Source organism: Cupriavidus cauae (assembly GCF_026210475.1).
Classification (GTDB): Bacteria; Pseudomonadota; Gammaproteobacteria; order Burkholderiales; family Burkholderiaceae; genus Cupriavidus; species Cupriavidus cauae.
In genome coordinates this window covers 649,895-671,017 of the sequence record NZ_CP080293.1, presented here as the reverse complement: position 1 = coordinate 671,017, position 21,123 = coordinate 649,895, and the positions used below count along the sequence as shown (strand labels likewise).

The 21,123-nt window shown below is 65.2% G+C and carries 18 protein-coding genes, 1 tRNA gene and 2 riboswitches; of the genes, 5 read left to right on the top strand and 14 right to left on the bottom strand.

The window, feature by feature from the left end:
* Positions 1-50: 50 nt before the first annotated feature.
* The 7 genes from KZ686_RS03110 to gcvT all read right to left on the bottom strand — a co-directional run bounded on the left by KZ686_RS03110 (position 51) and on the right by gcvT (position 8,810).
* Positions 51-791 (bottom strand): MBL fold metallo-hydrolase, encoded by a 741-nt coding sequence (locus KZ686_RS03110; protein ID WP_265632986.1) that lies wholly within the window; start codon positions 789-791, stop codon positions 51-53.
* A 32-nt stretch (positions 792-823) separates the two neighbouring features.
* On the bottom strand, positions 824-1,972 hold the full coding sequence (locus KZ686_RS03105; protein ID WP_265632985.1) for an Rpn family recombination-promoting nuclease/putative transposase: 1,149 nt from the start codon (positions 1,970-1,972) through the stop codon (positions 824-826).
* Positions 1,973-2,064: 92 nt separating this feature from the next.
* Complete coding sequence (locus tag KZ686_RS03100; RefSeq protein ID WP_265632984.1) at positions 2,065-3,441, bottom strand: L-serine ammonia-lyase; 1,377 nt, start codon at positions 3,439-3,441, stop codon at positions 2,065-2,067.
* Between the two features lie 74 nt (positions 3,442-3,515).
* A complete protein-coding gene (locus KZ686_RS03095) occupies positions 3,516-4,049 on the bottom strand; it encodes a DUF421 domain-containing protein (RefSeq protein ID WP_149317494.1) in 534 nt (177 codons plus the stop codon).
* A 150-nt stretch (positions 4,050-4,199) separates the two neighbouring features.
* Entirely contained in the window at positions 4,200-7,118 is a 2,919-nt protein-coding gene (gene gcvP / locus KZ686_RS03090) for an aminomethyl-transferring glycine dehydrogenase (RefSeq protein ID WP_265632983.1), read from the bottom strand.
* A 76-nt stretch (positions 7,119-7,194) separates the two neighbouring features.
* A complete protein-coding gene (gene gcvH / locus KZ686_RS03085) occupies positions 7,195-7,575 on the bottom strand; it encodes a glycine cleavage system protein GcvH (RefSeq protein WP_149317496.1) in 381 nt (126 codons plus the stop codon).
* A 107-nt stretch (positions 7,576-7,682) separates the two neighbouring features.
* The gene (gene gcvT, locus KZ686_RS03080) at positions 7,683-8,810 is read right to left on the bottom strand and encodes a glycine cleavage system aminomethyltransferase GcvT (protein WP_265633395.1); all 1,128 of its coding nucleotides are present in this window, start codon (positions 8,808-8,810) and stop codon (positions 7,683-7,685) included.
* A 100-nt stretch (positions 8,811-8,910) separates the two neighbouring features.
* Positions 8,911-9,057, bottom strand: a riboswitch (glycine riboswitch).
* Positions 9,058-9,078: 21 nt separating this feature from the next.
* A riboswitch (glycine riboswitch) is annotated at positions 9,079-9,175 on the bottom strand.
* 209 nt (positions 9,176-9,384) lie between these two features.
* Here gcvT and KZ686_RS03075 point away from each other — a divergent pair.
* Together KZ686_RS03075 and hemN are read left to right on the top strand one after the other, a co-directional pair.
* The gene (locus KZ686_RS03075) at positions 9,385-11,469 is read left to right on the top strand and encodes a UvrD-helicase domain-containing protein (protein ID WP_265632982.1); all 2,085 of its coding nucleotides are present in this window, start codon (positions 9,385-9,387) and stop codon (positions 11,467-11,469) included.
* Positions 11,470-11,740: 271 nt separating this feature from the next.
* Positions 11,741-13,360: an oxygen-independent coproporphyrinogen III oxidase gene (gene hemN / locus KZ686_RS03070; protein ID WP_265632981.1), complete on the top strand. Its 1,620-nt coding sequence runs from the start codon at positions 11,741-11,743 to the stop codon at positions 13,358-13,360.
* Positions 13,361-13,566: 206 nt separating this feature from the next.
* On the opposite strand, the gene KZ686_RS03065 is transcribed toward hemN, so the two are convergent.
* A complete protein-coding gene (locus KZ686_RS03065) occupies positions 13,567-14,490 on the bottom strand; it encodes a c-type cytochrome (protein ID WP_149317500.1) in 924 nt (307 codons plus the stop codon).
* A gap of 364 nt (positions 14,491-14,854) precedes the next feature.
* On the opposite strand from KZ686_RS03065, the gene KZ686_RS03060 reads away from it, so the two are divergent.
* Positions 14,855-14,930 (top strand) — tRNA-Arg (locus KZ686_RS03060).
* 67 nt (positions 14,931-14,997) lie between these two features.
* Here the strand turns inward: KZ686_RS03060 and KZ686_RS03055 are convergent.
* From KZ686_RS03055 to KZ686_RS03030, 6 genes are all read right to left on the bottom strand, one after another.
* Positions 14,998-15,168, bottom strand: a complete 171-nt coding sequence (locus KZ686_RS03055; RefSeq protein ID WP_226107781.1) for a hypothetical protein — start codon at positions 15,166-15,168, stop codon at positions 14,998-15,000.
* A 40-nt stretch (positions 15,169-15,208) separates the two neighbouring features.
* A complete protein-coding gene (locus KZ686_RS03050) occupies positions 15,209-15,397 on the bottom strand; it encodes a PAAR domain-containing protein (protein ID WP_226107779.1) in 189 nt (62 codons plus the stop codon).
* A gap of 144 nt (positions 15,398-15,541) precedes the next feature.
* The gene (locus KZ686_RS03045; RefSeq protein ID WP_226107777.1) at positions 15,542-16,771 is read right to left on the bottom strand and encodes a type II restriction endonuclease; all 1,230 of its coding nucleotides are present in this window, start codon (positions 16,769-16,771) and stop codon (positions 15,542-15,544) included.
* A complete protein-coding gene (locus KZ686_RS03040; RefSeq protein ID WP_226107775.1) occupies positions 16,768-17,238 on the bottom strand; it encodes a very short patch repair endonuclease in 471 nt (156 codons plus the stop codon). Before KZ686_RS03040 ends, KZ686_RS03045 begins: the two co-directional genes overlap by 4 nt.
* 4 nt (positions 17,239-17,242) lie before the next feature.
* Positions 17,243-18,511: a DNA (cytosine-5-)-methyltransferase gene (dcm, locus tag KZ686_RS03035; RefSeq protein WP_226107773.1), complete on the bottom strand. Its 1,269-nt coding sequence runs from the start codon at positions 18,509-18,511 to the stop codon at positions 17,243-17,245.
* A gap of 526 nt (positions 18,512-19,037) precedes the next feature.
* On the bottom strand, positions 19,038-19,766 hold the full coding sequence (locus KZ686_RS03030) for a class I SAM-dependent methyltransferase (protein ID WP_265632980.1): 729 nt from the start codon (positions 19,764-19,766) through the stop codon (positions 19,038-19,040).
* A gap of 196 nt (positions 19,767-19,962) precedes the next feature.
* Between KZ686_RS03030 and KZ686_RS03025 the strand changes: the two genes are divergently transcribed.
* Complete coding sequence (locus KZ686_RS03025; protein ID WP_265633394.1) at positions 19,963-20,337, top strand: VOC family protein; 375 nt, start codon at positions 19,963-19,965, stop codon at positions 20,335-20,337.
* Between the two features lie 61 nt (positions 20,338-20,398).
* Entirely contained in the window at positions 20,399-21,088 is a 690-nt protein-coding gene (locus KZ686_RS03020) for a helix-turn-helix transcriptional regulator (protein ID WP_265632979.1), read from the top strand.
* Positions 21,089-21,123 lie beyond the last annotated feature (35 nt).

Sequence of the window (21,123 nt, the reverse complement as noted above, 5' to 3'; positions counted from 1 at the left end):
CTTGCCTTCCCTGCGATCACAGCAATCGCTGCGATCGCGGGGCGCGGCGGTCAGACCCCGTGCGGGATGCTGTCGCCGTCGCCGAGCCCGAGCCGCTGGTTCGCCGGTACCGCGACCGCCAGCAGCTTCGGCGGCGGCAGGTTCAGGCCCTTCATCATCTCGATGAACTCTTCGCGTGTGCGGCCGCACAGCCGGCTGTTGGTGGCCCGTTCGCGACCGATGGTCGAATGGGTGCGGCCCTTGTAGTCATGGGCCGGATATACCAGCGTGTCGTCGGGCAGCGCAAACAGCTTGCGCGTCAGGCTGTCGTATAGCGTGCCGGCGTCGCCGGACTGGAAGTCGGTGCGTCCGCAGCCGTCGATCAGCAGCGCATCGCCGGTAAAGACCCGGCGCACCACGCCGCCGTCCGGCTGCGGCTCTTCCCACAGATAGCTCATGCTGCCGGCGGTATGTCCCGGCGTATGGATGGCGCGCAGCGTTTGCGTGCCGAACGGGATCGTGTCGCCGTCGATCAGCTGCTTCAGCGCCGGCCGGATATCGCAGCCCGACGGCGCGGCGGTATGCGCGCCGGTGCGTTGCGCGAGATGGCCGGCAGAGGTGATGTGGTCGGCGTGCGCATGCGTCTCGATGACCCAGGCAAGCCGTACCCCGGTCTGCTGCACCAGCGCCAGATCGCGTTCGAGCTGACGGTCGACCGGATCGATCAGCACGGCGTCACGTGTCGCCGCGTCGATCAGCAGGTAGGTGTAGGTACTGGACTCGCGATCGAAGAGTTGATGGAAGGTTTGCATCTGCGGGAATACTAACGAAGCGCCGCCTGGCGCTAGTCTTCGAATACGTCGGCGAGGTGCTGGGCGCTCAGCAGTCTTTCTCCCCAGGCTTCCAATTGTTCAAGCCGGGCGCTGTTCAGCCGTGATTCGAGTTCGGCTGGCAGAGGGCCGAAGCGCTTGGCAAGCAGATTTCGCAGGAGCATGGCCTGACCCTGTTGCAGGCCCTCCTGCAGACCTACCTGCCGGCCCTCCTGCAGACCTGCCTGCCGGCCCTCCTGCAGACCTACCTGCCGGCCCTCCTGCAGACCTGCCTGCCGGCCCTCCTGCAAACCTACCTGCCGGCCCTCCTGCAGACCTGCCTGCCGGCCTTCCTGCAGACCTACCTGTCGGCCTTCTCGCCGGCCTTCCTGCAGACCTACCTGCCAACCTTCCTGCAGGCCTTCCCGCTTGTAATTGGCCTTCCACTGCGCAATATTCGTCGACAGCGACATTTCAGCCTCCATCAGGTTGTGTATGTCCGTTAAATACAAACCGGCCCGGCGATGCCGTGAGCCTACATGCTTCAGCCATCGTACGAAAGTGTCCTCCAGGACCGGGTCGTCGGCCACGCGCAGCCTGATCCAGCGAACCGCTTCGAGCATCGCCGTCTCCGTCTCCGCGTTCTCGAAGCGGAACACCGCGGCGACGAGATTGTCGAGCGTGGCCAGTTCCTCATCTGAATATCGCCGCGCGTCCACCAGAAGATATTCGCAGCGCGGCTGGCAGCGGCACAAGTCATCCGGCAGCCGCGGCGACAGTTCCGCGATATCGGTCTTTGCCGTCCAGCTGCCTTCCCCGTTGTAGACCACGATCGGCAGCACCGGCGGCAACTGGCCGTCTGGCAGTATATTCCGCCCACGGATCAGCTCCAGATCCAACGACGTGACGTAATTCGTCATGCGAATCGCCATATGGCGATCGATGGTGCTCTGGAATTCGATCAGCAGATAGAGGTAGACCCACTCGCCGCCGGCCTGGATGCGCCAGACCATGTCGCTGGCGCGCTGGCGAAGGCGGTCCGTAACGTAGTTGCTCGAGATACGTTCGAGGGTGTCGAAGTCCAGCGCGCGGACCCACGCGCTCGGCACGAAATCCCGCAGCAGATCACGGACGAATTCCGGTGTGGAGAACAACAGCTTGTAACAGGCATCGTGGCTCGGCATGGCTCGCGCATCGCAGTTGCGGTGCCGGGAGAATGCCGCGCCGAAGGGCCGCGAGATTCCACAAAAGTGCGTGCTACTTTAGTGTTCGAGCTTCAGCACTCGACGATATTGACGGCGAGCCCGCCGCGCGCCGTTTCCTTGTACTTGGTCTTCATGTCGGCACCGGTCTCGCGCATGGTCTTGATCACCGAATCGAGCGAGACATAGTGATTGCCGTCGCCGCGCAAGGCCATGCGCGCGGCGTTGACCGCCTTGACCGAGGCCATCGCATTGCGCTCGATGCAGGGAATCTGCACCAGCCCGCCGACCGGATCGCAGGTCAGCCCCAGGTTGTGTTCCATGCCGATTTCCGCGGCATTCTCGACCTGCTCCGGCGTGCCGCCGAGCACGGCCGCCAGCGCGCCCGCTGCCATCGAACACGCGACGCCAACCTCGCCCTGGCAACCGACTTCGGCGCCGGAGATCGACGCGTTCAGCTTGTACAGCAGACCGATCGCGCCGGCCGTCAGCAGGAAGTCGATCACGCCGCGCTCGTTCGCACCGGGCACGAAGCGATCGTAGTAATGCAGCACGGCCGGGATGATGCCCGCCGCGCCATTGGTCGGCGCGGTCACCACGCGGCCACCGGCCGCGTTCTCCTCGTTGACGGCCATCGCATAGAGGTTGACCCAGTCCATCACCGACAACGGGTCGGACAGCGTCCGTTCGGCGCGCTCGGTCAGATTGCGGTACAGCTCCGGCGCGCGCCGCTTGACCTTGAACGGGCCCGGCAGCTCGCCATCGGTGCGGCAGCCGCGCGCGACGCAGGCCTGCATCACCTGCCAGATATGCAGCAGGCCGGCGCGCACATCGGCTTCGCTGCGCCGGGTGCATTCGTTTTCGAGCATCAGCTGCGCGATCGACTTGCCGCTGCTGCTGGCCATGTCGAGCATCGCGCGGCCGCTGCGGAAGGGATGCGGCAGCTGCCGGTCGGCTTCCAGCACCTGCGTGTTGGCCGCGCCCGCGCTGACGACGAAGCCGCCGCCTACCGACAGATAGCGGCCTTCGCGCAGCGTCGCGCCGGCGGCATCGAAGGCATGGAATTTCATGCCGTTCGGATGCTCGGCCAGCGCTTCGCGCCGGTAGAACGCGATATGTTCCTTTTCGACGAAGGGAATCGGATGCTTGCCGAGCAGGGACAGCGTGCGCGAAGCGCGCAGCGCTGCCAGCCTGGCGTCGATGGTGTCCGGATCGATGGTATCGGGCGCCTCGCCGAGCAGGCCGAGAATCACGCCCTTGTCGGTGCCGTGCCCCTTGCCGGTCGCGCCGAGCGAGCCGTACAGCTCGACCCGCACGCTGGCCACCTGCGGCAGCAGGCCGTCGCGCTCCAGTCCATGCGCGAACATGCCGGCCGCACGCATCGGTCCCACCGTATGCGAGCTGGACGGCCCGATGCCGACCTTGAACAGGTCGAATACGCTGACAGCCACGTTGGTCTCCTATCGTTTGCCGGCGGTTTGCCGGCTTCCGCCGCGGCTTGCCGTCCGGCCAGGCGCGATACGGGCTAGACCGGCCGATCGTCCTCGGGGCGTTCCCACAACGAGACGCCGGGGCCGGGCGGTTCCTCCGGCAGTTCCTTGCGCTTGAGCACGCTGATGGCGCCGTCGTTCTCCAGGATCGCGATATAGACGTCGTCCAGGCTGGCGCAGCCCTCGCGCCGCAATACCTTCATCAGATCGTCGCTGGTCAGCCGCGCGCCGTGCATGACCTTGTCGATCACCTTGCCATGGCGGATCAGCAGCTGGGGGTGGCCCTCGACCGCGTACTCGAACTTGCGGCTGCGCCAGCTGAGCCAGCTGACCAGCACGTTGATGCCGATCAGCGTGGCGGCGAGGATCAGGCCTGCGGATACCGACTTGTCATCGCCGACCATGGCGTTCTGCACGCCTTCGGACAGGATCAGCAGCAGGATCAGATCGAACGGGGTCATCTGTCCGATCTGCCGCTTGCCGCCCAGCCGCATCATGATCAGCAGCGCGAAATAGACGATCAGTCCTCGGACGATAAATTCCCACCACGGTGCGCTCATCTCCCACATCGACAGTCTCCTTACCGATGACAGCCCCGGCGCGAATGCCGGGAACTCAGGCCCGGACGCGGAACCGCGTCCGGGCGGCGATGGAGCCGCCGTGCCGGGATCGCCCGCAGTGCCCGCCGACTATGTGCCGACTGCCCGCGGACTGCCTGCTTACTCCTCGTACGCGCTCATCGGCACGCACGAGCAGAACAGGTTGCGATCGCCGTAGACGTTGTCGGCACGGCCGACCGGCGGCCAGTACTTCTGCGTCCGCAGCGAGGCGACCGGATAGGCGGCTTCCTCACGAGTGTACTTGTGGTTCCACTCATTGGCAGTGATGACCGCGGCGGTGTGCGGCGCGTTCTTCAGCGGGTTGTCCTCGCGGTCGAAGCTGCCGTCCTCGACACGGGCGATTTCCTTGCGGATCGCGATCATCGCGTCGATGAAGCGGTCCAGCTCGTGCAGCGCCTCGCTCTCGGTCGGCTCGATCATCAGCGTGCCCGGCACCGGGAAGCTCATGGTCGGCGCATGGAAGCCATAGTCCATCAGCCGCTTGGCGACATCCTCGTTGCTGATGCCGGTCGCCTTCTGGATCGGACGCAGGTCGAGAATGCACTCGTGCGCGATATGGCCGTTGCCGCCCGTGTACAGTACCGGGTAGTAGTCCGACAGCCGCTTGGCGACGTAGTTGGCCGCCAGGATCGCGTTCTCGGTGGCCGCCGTCAGGCCGCGCGCGCCCATCATCGCGATATACATCCACGAAATCGGCAGGATGCTGGCCGAGCCGTAGGGCGCGGCCGAGATCGCGCCGATGCCGTCTGCCGCGCGGCGGTAGCCGCTGCTGGCGTGGTTCGGCAGGAACGGCGCCAGATGCGCGCCGACCGCGACCGGACCGACGCCCGGGCCGCCGCCGCCGTGCGGAATGCAGAAGGTCTTGTGCAGGTTCAGGTGCGACACGTCGCCGCCGAACTGCCCCGGCGCCGCGGTGCCCACCATTGCGTTCATGTTGGCGCCGTCGACATAGACCTGCCCGCCGTGGCTGTGCACGATCTCGCAGATGCGCTGCACGCCTTCCTCGAACACGCCGTGCGTGGACGGATAGGTGATCATGATCGCCGCCAGGTTCTTGCTGTGCTGCGCGGCCTTCTTCTCCAGGTCGGCCAGATCGACGTTGCCGTCCTCGTCGCAGGCCACCACCACCACCTGCATGCCGGCCATCTGCGCGGACGCCGGATTGGTGCCGTGCGCCGACGACGGGATCAGGCAGATATTGCGATGGCTCTCGCCGCGGCTCGCGTGGTAGGCGTGGATGATCTGCAGGCCCGCGTACTCGCCTTGCGAGCCGGCGTTCGGCTGCAGGCTGACGGCGGCGTAGCCGGTGGCCGCGCACAGCATCGCCTCGAGCTGGGCGATCATTTCGCGGTAGCCGACGGTCTGGTCGTCCGGCGCGAACGGATGGATGCTCGAAAACTCGGGCCAGGTGACCGGAATCATCTCGCTGGTCGCGTTGAGCTTCATCGTGCAGGAGCCCAGCGGGATCATCGTGCGATCGAGTGCCAGGTCCTTGTCGGCCAGCATGCGCAGATAGCGCAGCATCTCGTGCTCGGCGTGATGCGTGTTGAAGACCGGATGCGTCAGGTAGGCGCTCTGGCGCGACAGCGCGGCCGGATAGCCGTCATCGGCCGCCGCTTCCAGTGCGTCGAAGGCCGGCACCGGCTTGCCCTGCGCGAAGATCTCCCACAGCGCGACCACATCGTCGCGGGTGGTGGTCTCGTCCAGCGAGATGCCGACGTGCGTCGCACCGGCGCGGCGCAGATTGATGCGGCGCGCGGTGGCCGCGGCGTGGATCGCCTCGGTGGCGGCGCCGGTCTCGATCGTCAGCGTGTCGAAGAAGGTCGCATTGCTGCGCGCGTAGCCCAGCGCCTGCAGGCCGCCGGCCAGGGTCGCGGTCAGGCGATGCACGCGTTGCGCGATGCGCTTCAGGCCCTGCGGACCGTGGTAGACCGCGTACATCGACGCCATGACGGCCAGCAGCACCTGCGCGGTACAGATGTTCGAGGTCGCCTTTTCGCGGCGGATATGCTGCTCGCGCGTCTGCAGCGCGAGCCGGTAGGCCGGGTTGCCCTGCGCGTCGACGGTGACGCCCACCAGGCGGCCCGGCATCGAGCGCTTGTAGGCGTCCTTGACGGCCATATAGCCGGCGTGCGGGCCGCCGAAGCCGAGCGGCACGCCGAAGCGCTGCGAATTGCCGACGGCCACGTCGGCGCCCCATTCGCCGGGCGCGGTGAGCAGCGTCAGCGCCAGCAGGTCCGCCGCGGCGACCACCAGGCCGCCGGCCGCGTGGACCGCATCGGCGATCGCGCGGTAGTCCGCCACGTCGCCGTTGACGCCCGGGTATTGCAGCAGCACGCCGAAGGCATGCGCCTGCGCCGCGTCGGCGGCGGGACCGACCTTGACCTCGATGCCGAGCGGCAGCGCGCGCGTGCGCACCACTTCGATCGTCTGCGGCAGCACGTCGTCGGCCACATAGAAGGTATTCGACGCGTGCTTGTTCACGCGCTGCAGCAGCGTCATCGCCTCGGCCGCGGCCGTGCCTTCGTCGAGCATCGACGCATTGGCGATATCGAGGCCGGTCAGGTCGGTGACCATCTGCTGGAAGTTCAACATCGCTTCCAGGCGGCCCTGCGAGATCTCCGGCTGGTACGGCGTGTACGCGGTGTACCAGGCCGGGTTCTCGAAGATATTGCGCAGGATCACGCCCGGCGTCAGCGTGTTGTAGTAGCCCTGGCCGATGAAGCTCTTGAACACCTTGTTCTTGCCGGCGATGCCGCGCAGCTTGGCCAGCGCGGCTTCCTCGGTCAGCGGCTCGGTGAATTCGCCCAGCGGCATGCCGTCGCGGCGGCGGATCGCGGCCGGGATGATGGCATCCATCAGCGCGGCGCGGCTGTCGTAGCCCAGCACCTTCAGCATGTGCTGCTGTTCGGCGGCGTCGGGACCGATATGGCGGTGGGAGAAGGCGTCGCGAGCTTCGAGTTCAGCCAGCGAAGGGCGAGCGGATTGAGCGGCGTTCATGGGCAGGGGAGCGTTCATGGCAAGTGACTCGGAGAGGCGGGCCGGGACATGGTGGTCAGCCATGGCCCCCGGCGCCGCGGGCGGGGCGCCGGGCTCAGGCGCCGACGCTGGCCTTGTAGGCGTCGGCCGTCATCAGGCCGTTGACGTCGTCGCTGTTGGCGGGCTTGATCTTGAACAGCCAGGCGTCGAAGGCGTTGGCGTTGACGCTCTCGGGCGCGTCCTTGACAGCGTCGTTGACGGCGACCACCTCGCCGGCCACCGGCGCGTAGATGTCCGACGCGGCCTTGACCGATTCGACCACGGCCAGCGCGTCGCCGGCGCCGACCGTCTTGCCGACCTCGGGCAGTTCCAGGAAGACGATGTCGCCGAGCGCATCCTGCGCGTGATCGGTGATGCCGATCGTCAGCGTGCCGTCGGTTTCGACGCGCACCCATTCGTGCGACTCGGTGTACTTCAGGTCAGCGGGGAAATTCATCGAGATTCTCCAATTTCAGATTCTTGTGTCGCGCCGCCGCGTGCCATCGGGATGAAGGGGGCCGCGGGGCGCAGCGTGACCGGGTGGACGATGTCCGATGCGAGCTGTCAGCTCACGAGTGCCTTGCCATTGCGCACAAACGGCAGTTTAACCACAGTCGCAGTCAGTTTGCGGTCGCGGATCAGCACCTGGACTTCGCTGCCGAGCGCCACATCCTTGGGCAGGCGCGCGAAGGCGATCGATTGGGACAGCGTCGGGCTGAAGGTGCCCGACGTGATCTCGCCCTCGCCGGCGGCGGTCAGCACGGTCTGGTGCGCGCGCAGCACGCCGCCCTTGTCCCGCAGGATCAGGCCGGCGAACTGCTGGCGCTGGCCGTTGGCCACCAGCGCGGCCTTGCCGACGAAATCGCGCTCGCTCTGCAAGTCGACCGTCCAGGCCAGGCCCGCGTCGAGCGGCGAGGTGTGGATGTCCATGTCCTGGCCGTACAGATTCATGCCGGCTTCGAGGCGCAGCGTGTCGCGTGCGCCGAGGCCGGCGGGGCGCACGCCGGCGGCATGCAGCTTTTCCCAGACCGCGGCGACGTTGTCGGCCGGCACCACCAGCTCGAAACCGTCCTCGCCGGTGTAGCCGGTGCGGGCCACCATGATTTCGCCGATCGCGGGGTCCTCGACCACCATCGCGTTGAAGGGCTTGAGCGATTCGCTGGGCTGGGTCGACGGGAATGCGCTCCAGACCTTGGCACGCGCATTCGGGCCCTGCACCGCGACGATGGCCAGCGGCGCCGAGCCCTCGGCGGCGTTATCGGTACGGCGCGGGGTGATCGTCACGCCGGCGCCGGTGTCGGCGTTGCGCTGGCGGATCCAGTCGATATCGCCGGTCGCGGTGCTGGCGTTGACCACCAGGCGGAAGCGGTCCTCGGCGAAGAAGTAGACGATCAGGTCGTCGATCACGCCGCCGTTCGGGTCGAGCATGCAGGAATACAGCGCCTTGCCCGGGGTTTGCAGCTTGTCGACGTTGTTGGCGAGCAGTCCGCGCAGGAAGGCGCGGGTATTGGGGCCGGCGAGGTCGACGACGCACATGTGCGAGACGTCGAACATGCCCGCATCGCTGCGCACCGCGTGGTGTTCCTCGATCTGCGAGCCGTAGTTGACCGGCATGTCCCATCCGCCGAAATCGACCATGCGGGCGCCGAGGGCGCGGTGGATGGCGTTGAGGGGCGTGGCCTGGAGCGTCATGAATTCCTCGGAGCGTGGCATCGTTCGGTCCGGCGCGCGCGGCGCGCCAAACAAAAAAAGGGTCATCCGTCGCGCGGCTCGGTGCGAACCGTCGCGACGGATGACCCCCTCTGTCCTCGATACCTGAGAGATTACGGCCCGGCTTGCCGTCCTCGTCGGACTGACTGGCCTCGCCGCGCGCCCCTTCGGTGGACACGCTCATCATCCAGCTGATGAATGACGGGTGTCGCTCTCCAGAGTTCGGCATACATCGTGTGCATGCTGCATGCCGATCCGCCCGGTCCATGGTGCCTGAGAGTTTTCGGGTGATTCCCCTTCGGCGGCGCGAATGACGATACAGTCGCGCGCTCTCCCGGACGGATGGCGCGACTCTAACCGCAGCCTTGGCGGCTGTCAACGCGAGAGCGGCGCGTCGCAGGAGTCGGTTCCGCAGCCTCGGCCGGACCCGCCCCCGTGTTAACATCGCCGGCTTCGACCCATTCGCGACCCGTCCCCCAACGCGTCGCGCCTGCGGCCCGCGTCCCTTGCGATGCCGTACGACCTCCGGCTGTACCCGACCTCCGATCCCCGACCGATGACCCACGGACTGAACGCCGCCCAATCCGAAGCCGTCCGCTATCTGGACGGCCCCTGCCTGGTGCTCGCCGGCGCGGGCTCGGGCAAGACCCGGGTGATCACGCAGAAGATCGCGCATCTGATCGAGGACAAGGGCTTCGAGCCCCGCCATATCGCCGCGGTGACCTTCACCAACAAGGCCGCCAAGGAGATGCAGGAGCGGATCGCCAAGCTGATGGAGGGCAAGACCCGCGACGGCAGGCGCATTCCGCTGCGCCAGCTGACCGTCTGTACCTTCCACTCGCTCGGCGTGCAGATCCTGCGCGCCGAGGCGGAGCACCTGGGCCTGAAGCCGCAGTTCTCGATCATGGACGCCGACGACTGCTTCGGCCTGATCCAGGAACAGCTGGCGACCACCGACAAGAAGCTGATCCGCAGCGTGCAGAGCACGATCTCGCTGTGGAAAAACGGCATGGTCGATCCGGAAACCGCGATCGCCGAGGCCACCGATGCCGACCAGCACCAGGCCGCGCTGATCTACCGCAACTACGTCGCCACGCTGGCGGCCTACCAGGCGGTCGACTTCGACGACCTGATCCGTCTGCCGGCCGAGCTGTTCGCCCGCGACGAAACCGTGCGGCTCAAGTGGCAGAACCGGCTGCGCTATTTCCTGGTCGACGAATACCAGGACACCAACGCCTGCCAGTACCAGCTGCTGAAGCTGCTGGCCGGCGGCTCGCATCTGCGCGCGCCGGCATTCACCGCGGTCGGTGACGACGACCAGGCGATCTACGGCTGGCGCGGCGCCACGCTGGACAATCTGCGCCTGCTGCAGACCGACTTTCCGAACCTGAAGGTCATCAAGCTGGAGCAGAACTATCGCTCCACGGTGCGCATCCTGCAGGCGGCCAACGCGGTCATCGCCAACAACCCCAAGCTGTTCGACAAGACGCTGTGGAGCGAGCACGGCATGGGCGACCCGATCTCCGTGACGCAGATGAACGACGAGGAGCACGAGGCCGAGTCGGTGGTGTTCAAGCTGTCGGCGCACAAGTTCGAGCGGCGCGCGCAGTTCCGCGACTACGCGATCCTCTATCGCGGCAATCACCAGGCGCGGCTGTTCGAGCAGATCCTGCGCCGCGAGCGCATCCCGTATGTGCTGTCCGGCGGGCAGAGCTTCTTCGACAAGGCCGAGATCAAGGACATCTGCGCCTATCTGCGGCTGATCGCCAATCCGGACGACGATCCCGCCTTCATCCGCGCGGTCACCACGCCGCGGCGCGGCGTCGGCAATACCACGCTGGAAGTGCTGGGGACCTTCGCCGGCCAGGCCAAGGTCTCGCTGTTCGAGGCGGCGATGATGGGCGGCATCGAAGGCAAGCTGCAGCCGCGCCAGCTCGAGCCCCTGCGCACCTTCTGCGAGGCGATGGTGCGGCTGGCGGACCGCGCCGCGCGCGACCCGGCCACCGAGGTGCTCGACGACCTGATGGAAGGCATCCACTACGAAGCCTATCTGTACGACACCTTCGACGAGCGTCAGGCCCAGGCCAAATGGACCAATACGCTGGAGTTCCTCGACTGGCTCAAGCACAAGGGCACCAAGCCGGAGGCGGCCGACGGCGAGGCGACCGGCTTCGACACCGCCGACGGCTTCGGCGACGAAGGCAAGAACCTCCTCGAGCTGACGCAGACCGTCGCGCTGATGAGCATGCTGGAAGGCCGCGACGAAGATCCCGACGCGGTGCGGCTGTCGACGCTGCACGCGTCCAAGGGCCTCGAGTATCCGCACGTGTTCCTGGTCGGTGTGGAGGAGGGCATCCTGCCGCATTGCCGCGAGGACGAGGACCTGAGCGACGAGAAGATCGAGGAAGAGCGCCGCCTGATGTATGTCGGCATCACGCGCGCGCAGCGCAGCCTGCATATCAGCTGGTGCAAGAAGCGCAAGCGCGCGCGGGACACCTACTCGTGCCAGCCGTCGCGCTTCATCGGCGAGATGAAGCTCGAGGAGGCCCCGGCACCGAAGGACGAGACGCCGGCGATGAGCCCGAAGGACCGACTGGCGGGCCTGAAGGCGCTGCTCGGCACCAAGGCCACTACCGGCTGAAGCGGCTGAGGGGGCTGAGGGGGCTGAGGGGGCTGAGGGGGCTGAGGCGCAGTGCCGGGTGCGCCCGGCCCTTCGTATCAGCGCCGATACAAAGCGGCCAAGGCCGTGCAACATCGGGCTGCTACGGTAGCGGATTGGCGATAGGACTGGAGGGCAGGCGCGTGGCGCCGAAGCGCCGAGAGAACAGCCGAATCGCCGGCCCTTGATGTCGATCAAGTCCTGCGCACGCTGGTCTGGCTAGCATCGAAGCGGATTCCTCAGAAGGCCGCCGATGGCAACGACCGTTCCGCATTTCGCTTCCGAAGTCGCTTCCGAAGCCGTTCCCGAAGTCCCTGCCGAAGCCGCTTCCCCAGCCGCTCAGCATGCCGCCATCCGCCGCGGCGATCTCGCCGATTTCCGCGCGCTCGCCGAACGCATCGACGTGAACGGGCCGCGCTACACCTCGTATCCGACCGCCGACCGCTTCGATGCGGGGTTCGGCGACGAGGCGTATCTGTCCGCGCTGGACGACTGCCGGGCAGGGGGAGCCGCCGCGCCGCTGTCGCTCTATCTGCATATCCCCTTCTGCGAGAACATCTGCTACTACTGCGGCTGCAACAAGATCATCACGCGCGACCACGGCCGCAGCGCGCGCTACGTTCGCTACCTGGCGCGCGAGATGGCGCTGGTAGCGGCCCGCCTGGACGAGCGCCGGGCCGTCGTGCAATCGCACTGGGGCGGCGGTACGCCGACCTTCCTCGACCCCGGGGAAATGCGGCAGGTCATGGCGGCGCTGCATCGGCACTTCGATCTGCGGCCGGACGGCGAGCACTCGATCGAGATCGATCCGCGCCGCGTCGACGACGAACGGATGACGCTGCTCGCCGAACTCGGCTTCAACCGCGTCAGCCTAGGCGTGCAGGACTTCGATCCCGAGGTCCAGGCCGCGATCCATCGCGTGCAGCCGGTGCAGGACACGCGCCGCGTGGTCGCCGCCTCCCGACGGCTCGGCTTCCTGTCGATCAGCATGGACCTGATCTACGGCCTGCCGCACCAGACGGCGGCCCGCTTCGGCGCCACCATCGAGCGGGTGCTGGAAATGCGGCCCGACCGCCTGTCGCTGTACAGCTACGCGCATCTGCCGCACGTCTTCAAGCCGCAGCGTCGCATCGACGAGGCCGCGATGCCGTCGGCCGGCGAAAAGCTGGACATCCTGGTCTCGGCCATCGAGCGGCTGACCGCGGCCGGCTATGTCCATATCGGCATGGATCACTTCGCGCGGCCCGACGACGCGCTCGCCCGCGCCCAGCGTGAGGGACGGCTGCAGCGCAACTTCCAGGGCTATGCGACCCATGCCGGCCATGACCAGCTCGGCTTTGGCATCTCGGCGATCGGCGCGGTCGCCGGCCGTTACGTGCAGAACGCCCGCACGCTGGACGCGTACTACGGCGCGCTCGATGCCGGCAGGCTGCCGGTGCTGCGCGGCCATGTCTGCGACGCCGACGACCGGGTGCGCAAGGACATCATCGGTGCGCTGATGTGCGATGGCGAACTGGATACTGCCGAGGTCGCGCGCCGGCACGGCATCGACTTCGACGCCGAGTTTGCCGCCGAGCGGGCGGAACTTACGTCGCTGGCCGCGCAGGGGCTGGTACGGCTGTCCGACGCGCGGATCGAGGTGACGCCGCTGGGCCGCCTGCTGGTGCGGCGCGTGGCGATGGTGTTCGATCGCTATCTGCGGGACGACCGGGTGATCGCGGAGCGGCCGGGTTCGGACTCCTTGTCGAATCCGCTTTCGGGTTCCAATACCGATCCCGATTCGGAAAGGGCGATGGCGCGCCCGCTGCAGCGGATGCCGTCGACATCCCGCTCCGGCGCGGCGCCCATCGCCCGGTACTCGCGCGTGGTGTAGCGAAGCCGAACGCCGGACGTAAATCGCCAAAGCCGGTGGCGCACCCGCTGCTGCGGAAGCCGCCGACATCGCGCTCCGGGACGGTGCCGACCGCCCGGGTACTCGCGCGTGGTCTAACGCGACGAACTCCGGACGTAAAAAAAGCCAGCGAGATCCCGCTGGCTTTTTTGTCCTGCCGAGGCGAGCGCCGCGCGGCGCCCCCGGGCTTATTTCGACGCGTTGACCATGTAGTCGGCCGCGGCAATCACGTCGGCGTCCGGGCCGGCGTAACCACCCTTCGGCGGCATCACGCCCTTGCCCTTCAGCGCGAAGTTGTGGACCGCATCCATGCCTTCCTTGATGCGCGGGGCCCAGGCGGCCTTGTCGCCGACCTTCGGCGCACCGGCGACGCCGGCGGCGTGGCAGGCGGCGCAGACCTGATCGTAGACGCGCTTGCCGACCTCGGCCGAAGCGGCGGCGGGCGCCGCAGCGGTGGTCTGTGCCGGTGCGGCGGCTGCCGGAGCCGGCGCGGCCGGTGCTGCCGGGGCAGCGGCAGCAGGAGCCGCAGCAGCGGGAGCGGCCGCAGCAGCGTCAGCCGCCGGTGCGGCAGGTTCCGAAGCGGCAGCGGTGGTCGCAGCGGCCGGTGCCGGCGCGGCGGGCTCCTGCAGCTTGCCGCCAGCCGAGTTGACCAGATGCACCATCGCGCGGGCCAGCTCGTAGTCGGCGAAGTCGTCCGGCGAGGTGCCGGCGCGCGGCGGCATCGCGCCCTTGCCGGCAATCACGGATTTCATCAGGCCGTCGTAGCCCTGGCCGAGACGGGCGCTCCAGTCGCCGGCCGCGCCGAACTTGGGCGCACCGGCCGCGCCGGTGGCGTGGCAGGCCGCGCAGACGGCGGTATAGACCTGTTCGCCGGTCTTGAAGACGCGCGGCGCATTGGGATCGCGCAGTTCGAGCGAGGCAACCGGCTTGATGCGGTCAACCACCGCTTCCGCCGTATCGGTGGAGCCGGCGCCTTCCGGGCCACCGTAGCCGACGAAGCTGACCAGCAGGATGATCACGGTGATCGGCACCACGAAGGCGGCAATCACCACAGCGATCAGCTGCTTCGGGGTCTTGATGGGAGACTCGTGTTCGTTATGGACGTCGCTCATGCTGAACTCTCGATTTTGCAGGAAACCCGTGACCGCTCCGCTTGGCGGCCTTTCGTTGGTCCGTGTCTTGGGCCTGACTGCCGCCCCCTCCGCGCATCCGAGTCTGCCGTGCCTGACAGCCACACCCCATGCCGCCTGGCGCGCCGTCCGTGTGGACGAGACGCAGCCCCGCTTTTGCGCAAATAACGGGCGATTATAGCCGTAAAGCCCCTCCCGATGGCGCGAAAAGCGCCTCGGACGAAACCCGTAGGCCCGGGGAAAACGTGCGTCGGCATGGACGCGCTACGGCAAACGCGGTATCCTATGCGACTTTCCGACGGCGGCATTCGCCGCAGTCGACCGCGCGGCTCCCGCCGCATCTCGTGCGCCCGTAGCTCAATGGATAGAGTACTGCCCTCCGAAGGCAGGGGTTGCTGGTTCGATCCCAGCCGGGCGCGCCAAGTCCCACAACGGTTTGTCCGGCACTTTCCCGTTCTGCTTCGCAGGGGTCCTGCACCCAAATTGCACCTACACGCAGGTGCCTGCCACCGACTGCATCTCTGCGAGCCGGGCAACCGACTGGGCCAAGTGGTCTGCCGACAGATGCGCATAGCGGTGCATCATCTCCATCGTTTCCCAGCGGGCCGGCGTCTTGAGCACCTGCGGCGGCGTACCGGCTGCACGTGTCAGTTCGCCCATGTCTGTCTGCCGCAGATTGTGCCGCCCGAAGTCCCGGATTTCAGCACGCTCGATCGCCCGCCGCCACGACGCCGTGCTCGTGGTTAGAACTTGGCATATCGGGGAGGCAGACGGTCAAATCGCCGTCACTTGCCATCGATTTACCAGCGACGGTGCTGGTGGCGTCGCCGGTCAGAACCGTACCGCCATGGGACGTGCGGTCGCCGACGGAGTTGATGCCAGTTAGCAAACGATCCTCCTGATTCGAAGAAGCGCATGTAGTGTCGCAATCATGTTGGCCGCCACAAGAGAAGGTCCCGGTGAAATTCTAGAAACCCTTTTCTCAGGGTTATGAATTCACCATCGGCAGATCGGGGGAGAGCGAAAACGCTGGTCAGCGTGGGGCCAACCGCGCCTGCTGATCGCGCACATGGAGAATCAGGTCCGCAACAGACATAAGCCACGCTTGTTGTGTTGGGCTGAACGTACCTTGGATCGATCGCGGCACCACTAGCTGAAGCTGATGCGACCGCATCTCTGTCGTCTGATGCTCTGAAACACGTGGTTCAAGGGTGAGCAAATGCTTGGCGGGCACACGTTTCGCCTCGGCCAATACCTGCCTCCATCGGTCTTTCAGCGTAGATTTCACGCCCAATACTGTAAGGCCACAAGGATCGAAGGCGGGATCATGATACTCGGCCTCACCCGGAAAAAGGAAATCAGGTTTCGACTTGTTCTCCGTTCTCGCCTGTGTCGCAAAGCGTAAACCGTGATTGTGAAATACAACTGCAGCATGGTTCTGGAGGGCGGCGCCGGCTCTCGATTTTCGCCGGTTTTGCACCGAGAGCGAGAAGCTCATGAAATCGTCCACCTTGTCGCCGGCAAAACCGGAATGCAGGCGTTCGGCAATGAGATGACGCTCGAGCGTTCGGAATAGGACTTCCTCGCGCTCGAACCAAGCCAGCAATGCGTCGTCGGGAGAATCCAACGAGGACACCGTAGGGAGGGTCTCGCGTGCAAAGGCGGAGAACTCAACGGTTCGTGGGAAAGCCCCGCCGAATCGCCTTAGCATTTGGTCGAGATAGTCCTCGGCCGTGTCCTCGATTTCGATGCCAATCTGTTCGAGAATGAAGCGGGATGCGAACTCCAGCTTCACTTGGTCGCTTTCCAGCTCGCCTTTCACGCTGAACCCGGGATGCATAAGCTCAGAAAGGCCACACAACCACTGGACTTGACTTGCTATGGTCGAGCCCGCCTCTGCGACTATTACAAGGATGGTGTTGTCCGGCCGCTTCGCGATAACGAGTAGGTCGCCTTCGGCAAAGCATTGGGAAGCCGTAGTCGTCGGGAAATATAGCCGGCATTCCGACCTCTTCGGATGCCGCTCGCGCGCGTCGTACCAGGTCAAGAAGCCATCGGAAACGACGGGCTCTGCGTCGTCGTCGGTGAGATATATGAACTTTGCCACGAACGTCTTTTTCGGCGCTGCCGGGCCAAGGATCTTCTTGAGCTGTGTGACGCCATCGAATTCGTGCTGATTGCTCCGGCCAGGGTCCGCCTCGACCGCACTCAGTCTCTTTGCCGCAATAGCCTCAAAATACTCGCTAAGGTAGCCGTGCTTCATTTGTCTTGTATGGAGGGGGATGGAATCTCGAGAAGCTGCGTGGCGTCGCTATCCTTTAGCCACGTCGAAATGCGATCGACCAGTAGTTCGAGCGTATGCTCTGGCTGACTGCGCAACGCACACTCCCATATTACGGCAAGTCGCCAACCCTTCTCCAAGAGCCGTTCGCTCGCAACTAGATCGCGACGCCGGTTGGAATCAATCTTGTCCAGCCAGAATTGTGTTCGAGTCTTCGGGGTCTTGAAAAGCGCGCATGTATGTCCATGCCAAAAACACCCATGAACAAAGATCGCAACCTGATATTTGGGCAGTACGATGTCCGGCCTGCCTGGTAGATCCCTGCAATGGAGGCGGTACCGGAAACCTCGCCTGTGAAGCGCGTGCCGTAGCGTTACTTCAATTTTTGTGTTTGTGCCCCGGATGCCGGACATCATCCGGCTCCGCGTAGCATGATCTACGATATCCACGTCGTCAGGCGAACAACCTAGGCTGAAGTGCGTCCTCGTTGTCCCGTTGCTTCAGTTCCATTAAAAACGGCTTCATGTGGCCTGCAACGGCTTCGATTAGTGGAACGACAACGGAATTGCCAAACTGCTTGTATGCGCGCGTATCGGAAACAGGGATCCTGTACGTATCTGGATAGCCCATCAGTCGGGCACACTCGCGGGGCGTAAGACGCCGCGGATTGCGCCCCCTTCCACGCGAAACAAGAATTTCCGATCCATCTTTGTAGTACCGTGCGGACAGCGTACGAGCGATATCGTTTGGCCCCACCATCCCAAATCCGAACCCGTTACCTTTAGCTTCGTGCTTGGCCCTGTAGGCTTGCAGGTAGGCCCACAGCCGATCGGTGAGGATGTACTTCTTCTGTACAGTACCTTTGGGCGTGATGTAGGCCCCACTATCAACATCGGCCTCAGTACCGTCCTCCCGATGCAATATGTCGCTGATGCGCGGTCCCTTCTCCAACGCGGGTAGTACTAGGCCATTCCAGTCGAAGCCCATATCCTCCCGGAAACCGACTATCAGTATGCGTTCCCGGTGCTGCGGCACGAAATGCTGCCCGTCGATAACCTTCCAGGCAATGGAGTACCCAAGCTCATCGCGCAGGGTTTCACAAATGACCCGGAACGTATTCCCTTTGTCATGGCTGACAAGATTCTTGACATTTTCCAGCAGAAAGGCCCGCGGCCGTTTCGCGGCAATAATCCGCGCCACGTCGAAAAAGAGAGTCCCTTGCGTGGTGCACTCGAAGCCGTGCGGCCGTCCGAGCGCATTCTTCTTGGATACCCCGGCGATCGAAAATGGCTGGCAGGGGAATCCGGCAAGCAGCACATCATGGTCCGGAATCTCCGTAGCCGGGTCGAGAACCTTCGTTATGTCCCCGGCGATCTCGTGATCGTCGTTCGGGAAGTTCGCACGATACGTCCTCTGGCTGTACGAGTCCCACTCACTCGTGAACACACATCGCCCACCGTGCGCCTCAAAACCTAGGCGGATACCCCCGATCCCCGCGAACAGGTCGATAAAAGTGAAGTCGCCGGTGGCGGATATATTGCCCGCCGGCGCCAAGATGTCTTTCAGCGCCGGGAGAATGAGGCTCGGGACAGGCACTTCACCCCGTTCCCATCGAGCGATGGTTTTTGCACTTTTCTCAAGCCGTTCGGCCAGAGCCCGTTGCGAATATAGACGTCGCGCCTCGTGGAGCATATGGAGGCACTCGGGTGCATTTGTCGTCATGTCTGCCTCTGGGAAGAATTGCGGACATTCTGTCCATCAGCTGTCCCCCCGTCAAGAAAAACCTGTACAAACATACAGTTCATAGCCTTGCGACGGTTTGCGGAAGATTTCCCGCCTCATCCGCCACTTCATCGGTTGGTTACTCATGCACTTGCATACGAGCGGTGTACCGCGCAATGCCATGGGCGGATTTGCGCGTGGGAGCTGCTGGTGAGCCGTCGGCCGGAAGAGGGAGGCCCTGACGGGGTGGCGCGCCCATCGTGCTAGCCGATCCTGAGGCCGAGCACTTCCCCAGGCACGAATTTGTCGTGTCTGGTGGCGGATCCACTGCACCTAGTTTGCGCGTCGCACATGGCATTGACTATAAAGTGTCTTGGCTCGTCACCAAGACTCCGAAGGCAGGGGTTGCTGGTTCGATCCCAGCCGGGCGCGCCAAGTCCCACAACGGTTTTCCGCTTTTTCTCCGTCCTGCCCTTGAGGCGCAATGCACTTGCACTGCACCTGGATTGCACCGACGCGCGATCGTCTATCGCGCTACGGCGACCAGAAGCATCATCGGCCGTTCCATTTCTTCTTCCAGGCCGGGATTCGATTCGATTTGCTCGGCCGACGGTGCAAATTCCTCGACGGCCCGGATCGTGAACCCTGCTCGTATCAGCGTATTGAGCGTGGTGCCGATCGTCCTGTGGTACTTCAACACGCCTTTCGCGAACCAGTCGGTCCGTCGTTCGCCCTCGACCGAATAACGATTGACCGGCCACGTCTTGCGACCCTGCTCATCGACCATCCAGTGTGGATTGGAGGCGGCCATGAAAACCGGATGTTCGATGGTGAACACCATGCTTCCCCCTGGCGCGAGGGCGCGATAAATCATCCGGGCCAGCCGCTCGAAGTCCTCGACATAGTGAAACGCCAGCGCGCTGTAGGCGAAATCAAAAGCCGCCTCTGGCAATTCGACGGTCTCGATATCCGCGATCCGATATTCGATGTTGGGATCGGTGGTGTCCGCTTTTGCCCGCGCCAGCATGTTCTCGGAAATATCAAGTCCAAGAACCGATGCGGCGCCTTGCCCGCGCATCCATCTCGATGCCCACCCGAAACCACAACCGAGGTCGACGACACGCTTCCCTGCCAGACCGGGGAGCATCGCCCGGATGGCCGGCCACTCGGGAGCGCCGTCAAGGCCATGCACCTGGCGAGGTAACTGGCTGTAGCCATGAAAGAAATCCGGGTTGTCGTAGATGTTCTGCGCCATGATGAAAACCAGAATGTCGTCGCGGTCGTGCCAGTTTAGTGCGATCGATGCCCCCGCCCCCGCCCCCGCCCCCGCCTCCCGCTTCTCGCTTCTCGCGTATCCGTCGGATACCCACCGCCACCATCCTCCTGACACCACGCTGTCAGCAGCCCCCTCGCAAACTGCGGTCTCCTTCAACGACCACCGAGGTGGCATCATGCAAAACGTTCTGATCAACTGGCTGGAAATTCCCGTCGTCGACATGGGCCGGGCCGTGCAGTTCTACGAGCGGGTATTCGAGACGCAGCTGCGCCGCGAGACGATGAGCGAAATCGATATGGCAATCTTTCCGCATTCCCATTCGGGTGGCGCGCTGGTGGCCGGCGAGGGTTTTCGGCCGAGTACCGAGGGCAGCCTGCCTTATCTGCATACGCCAGCGCTCAATGAGCTGATGGGCCGGGTGGCCGCTGCCGGTGGCAAGACGGTGTTCGGGCCGATGGAGCTGCCGGACGAGATCGGCCGGATCGCCCATATCATCGACAGCGAAGGCAACAAGATCGGCCTGCACGAGCCCGTGCCGGCCAACCGCTGACCGTGTGACCCTGGCCTGACTCCCCTGACTGACTCCCTGCCTCACTCACTGACTCACGCCAATGAGCCGCCGCGCCGACCGACTGTTCCAGATCGTCCAGGTCCTGCGTGGCCGCCGCCTGACCACGGCGGCGCTGCTGGCGCAGCGGCTCGGCGTGTCGGAGCGCACGGTTTATCGCGACATCCAGGCGCTGTCGATATCGGGCGTGCCGATCGAGGGCGAGGCCGGGATCGGCTATCGGCTGCGGGCGGACTTCGACGTGCCGCCGTTGATGTTCTCCGGCATCGAGGTCGAGGCGCTGGTGGCCGGCCTGCGGATGCTGAAGGCCTGGGGCGGTGGTGCGCTCGCCGCCGCGGCCGATCCGGCGCTGGAGAAGCTGGTGGCGGCGCTGCCGCCGACGCGCCGGCTGTCGGCGCAGCAGAGCCGGGTCTTCGCGCCGGCCTATATGCACGACAGCAAGGTCCGCGAGGCCTTCGACGTCGTCCACGGCGCCATGGGCGAGCAGCGGCTGCTGCGGCTCGATTACTGCGACGCACAGCAGCGACTCACGGAACGCGTGGTGCAGCCGCTCGGCCTGTTCTTCTGGGGCAATGTCTGGCTGCTGGCGGCTTGGTGCACCGCGCGCGAGGACTATCGCAGCTTCCGGCTGGATCGCTGCCGGGCGATCCGGATACTCGACGACCATTTCCACGAGACGCCAGACCGTTCGCTGAACGGCTTCCTGAAGGCGGTGAAGGCGACCGGCTACTGAGGAGGGGGTTGAGCCGCGGCAGCGTTCTCCACGAG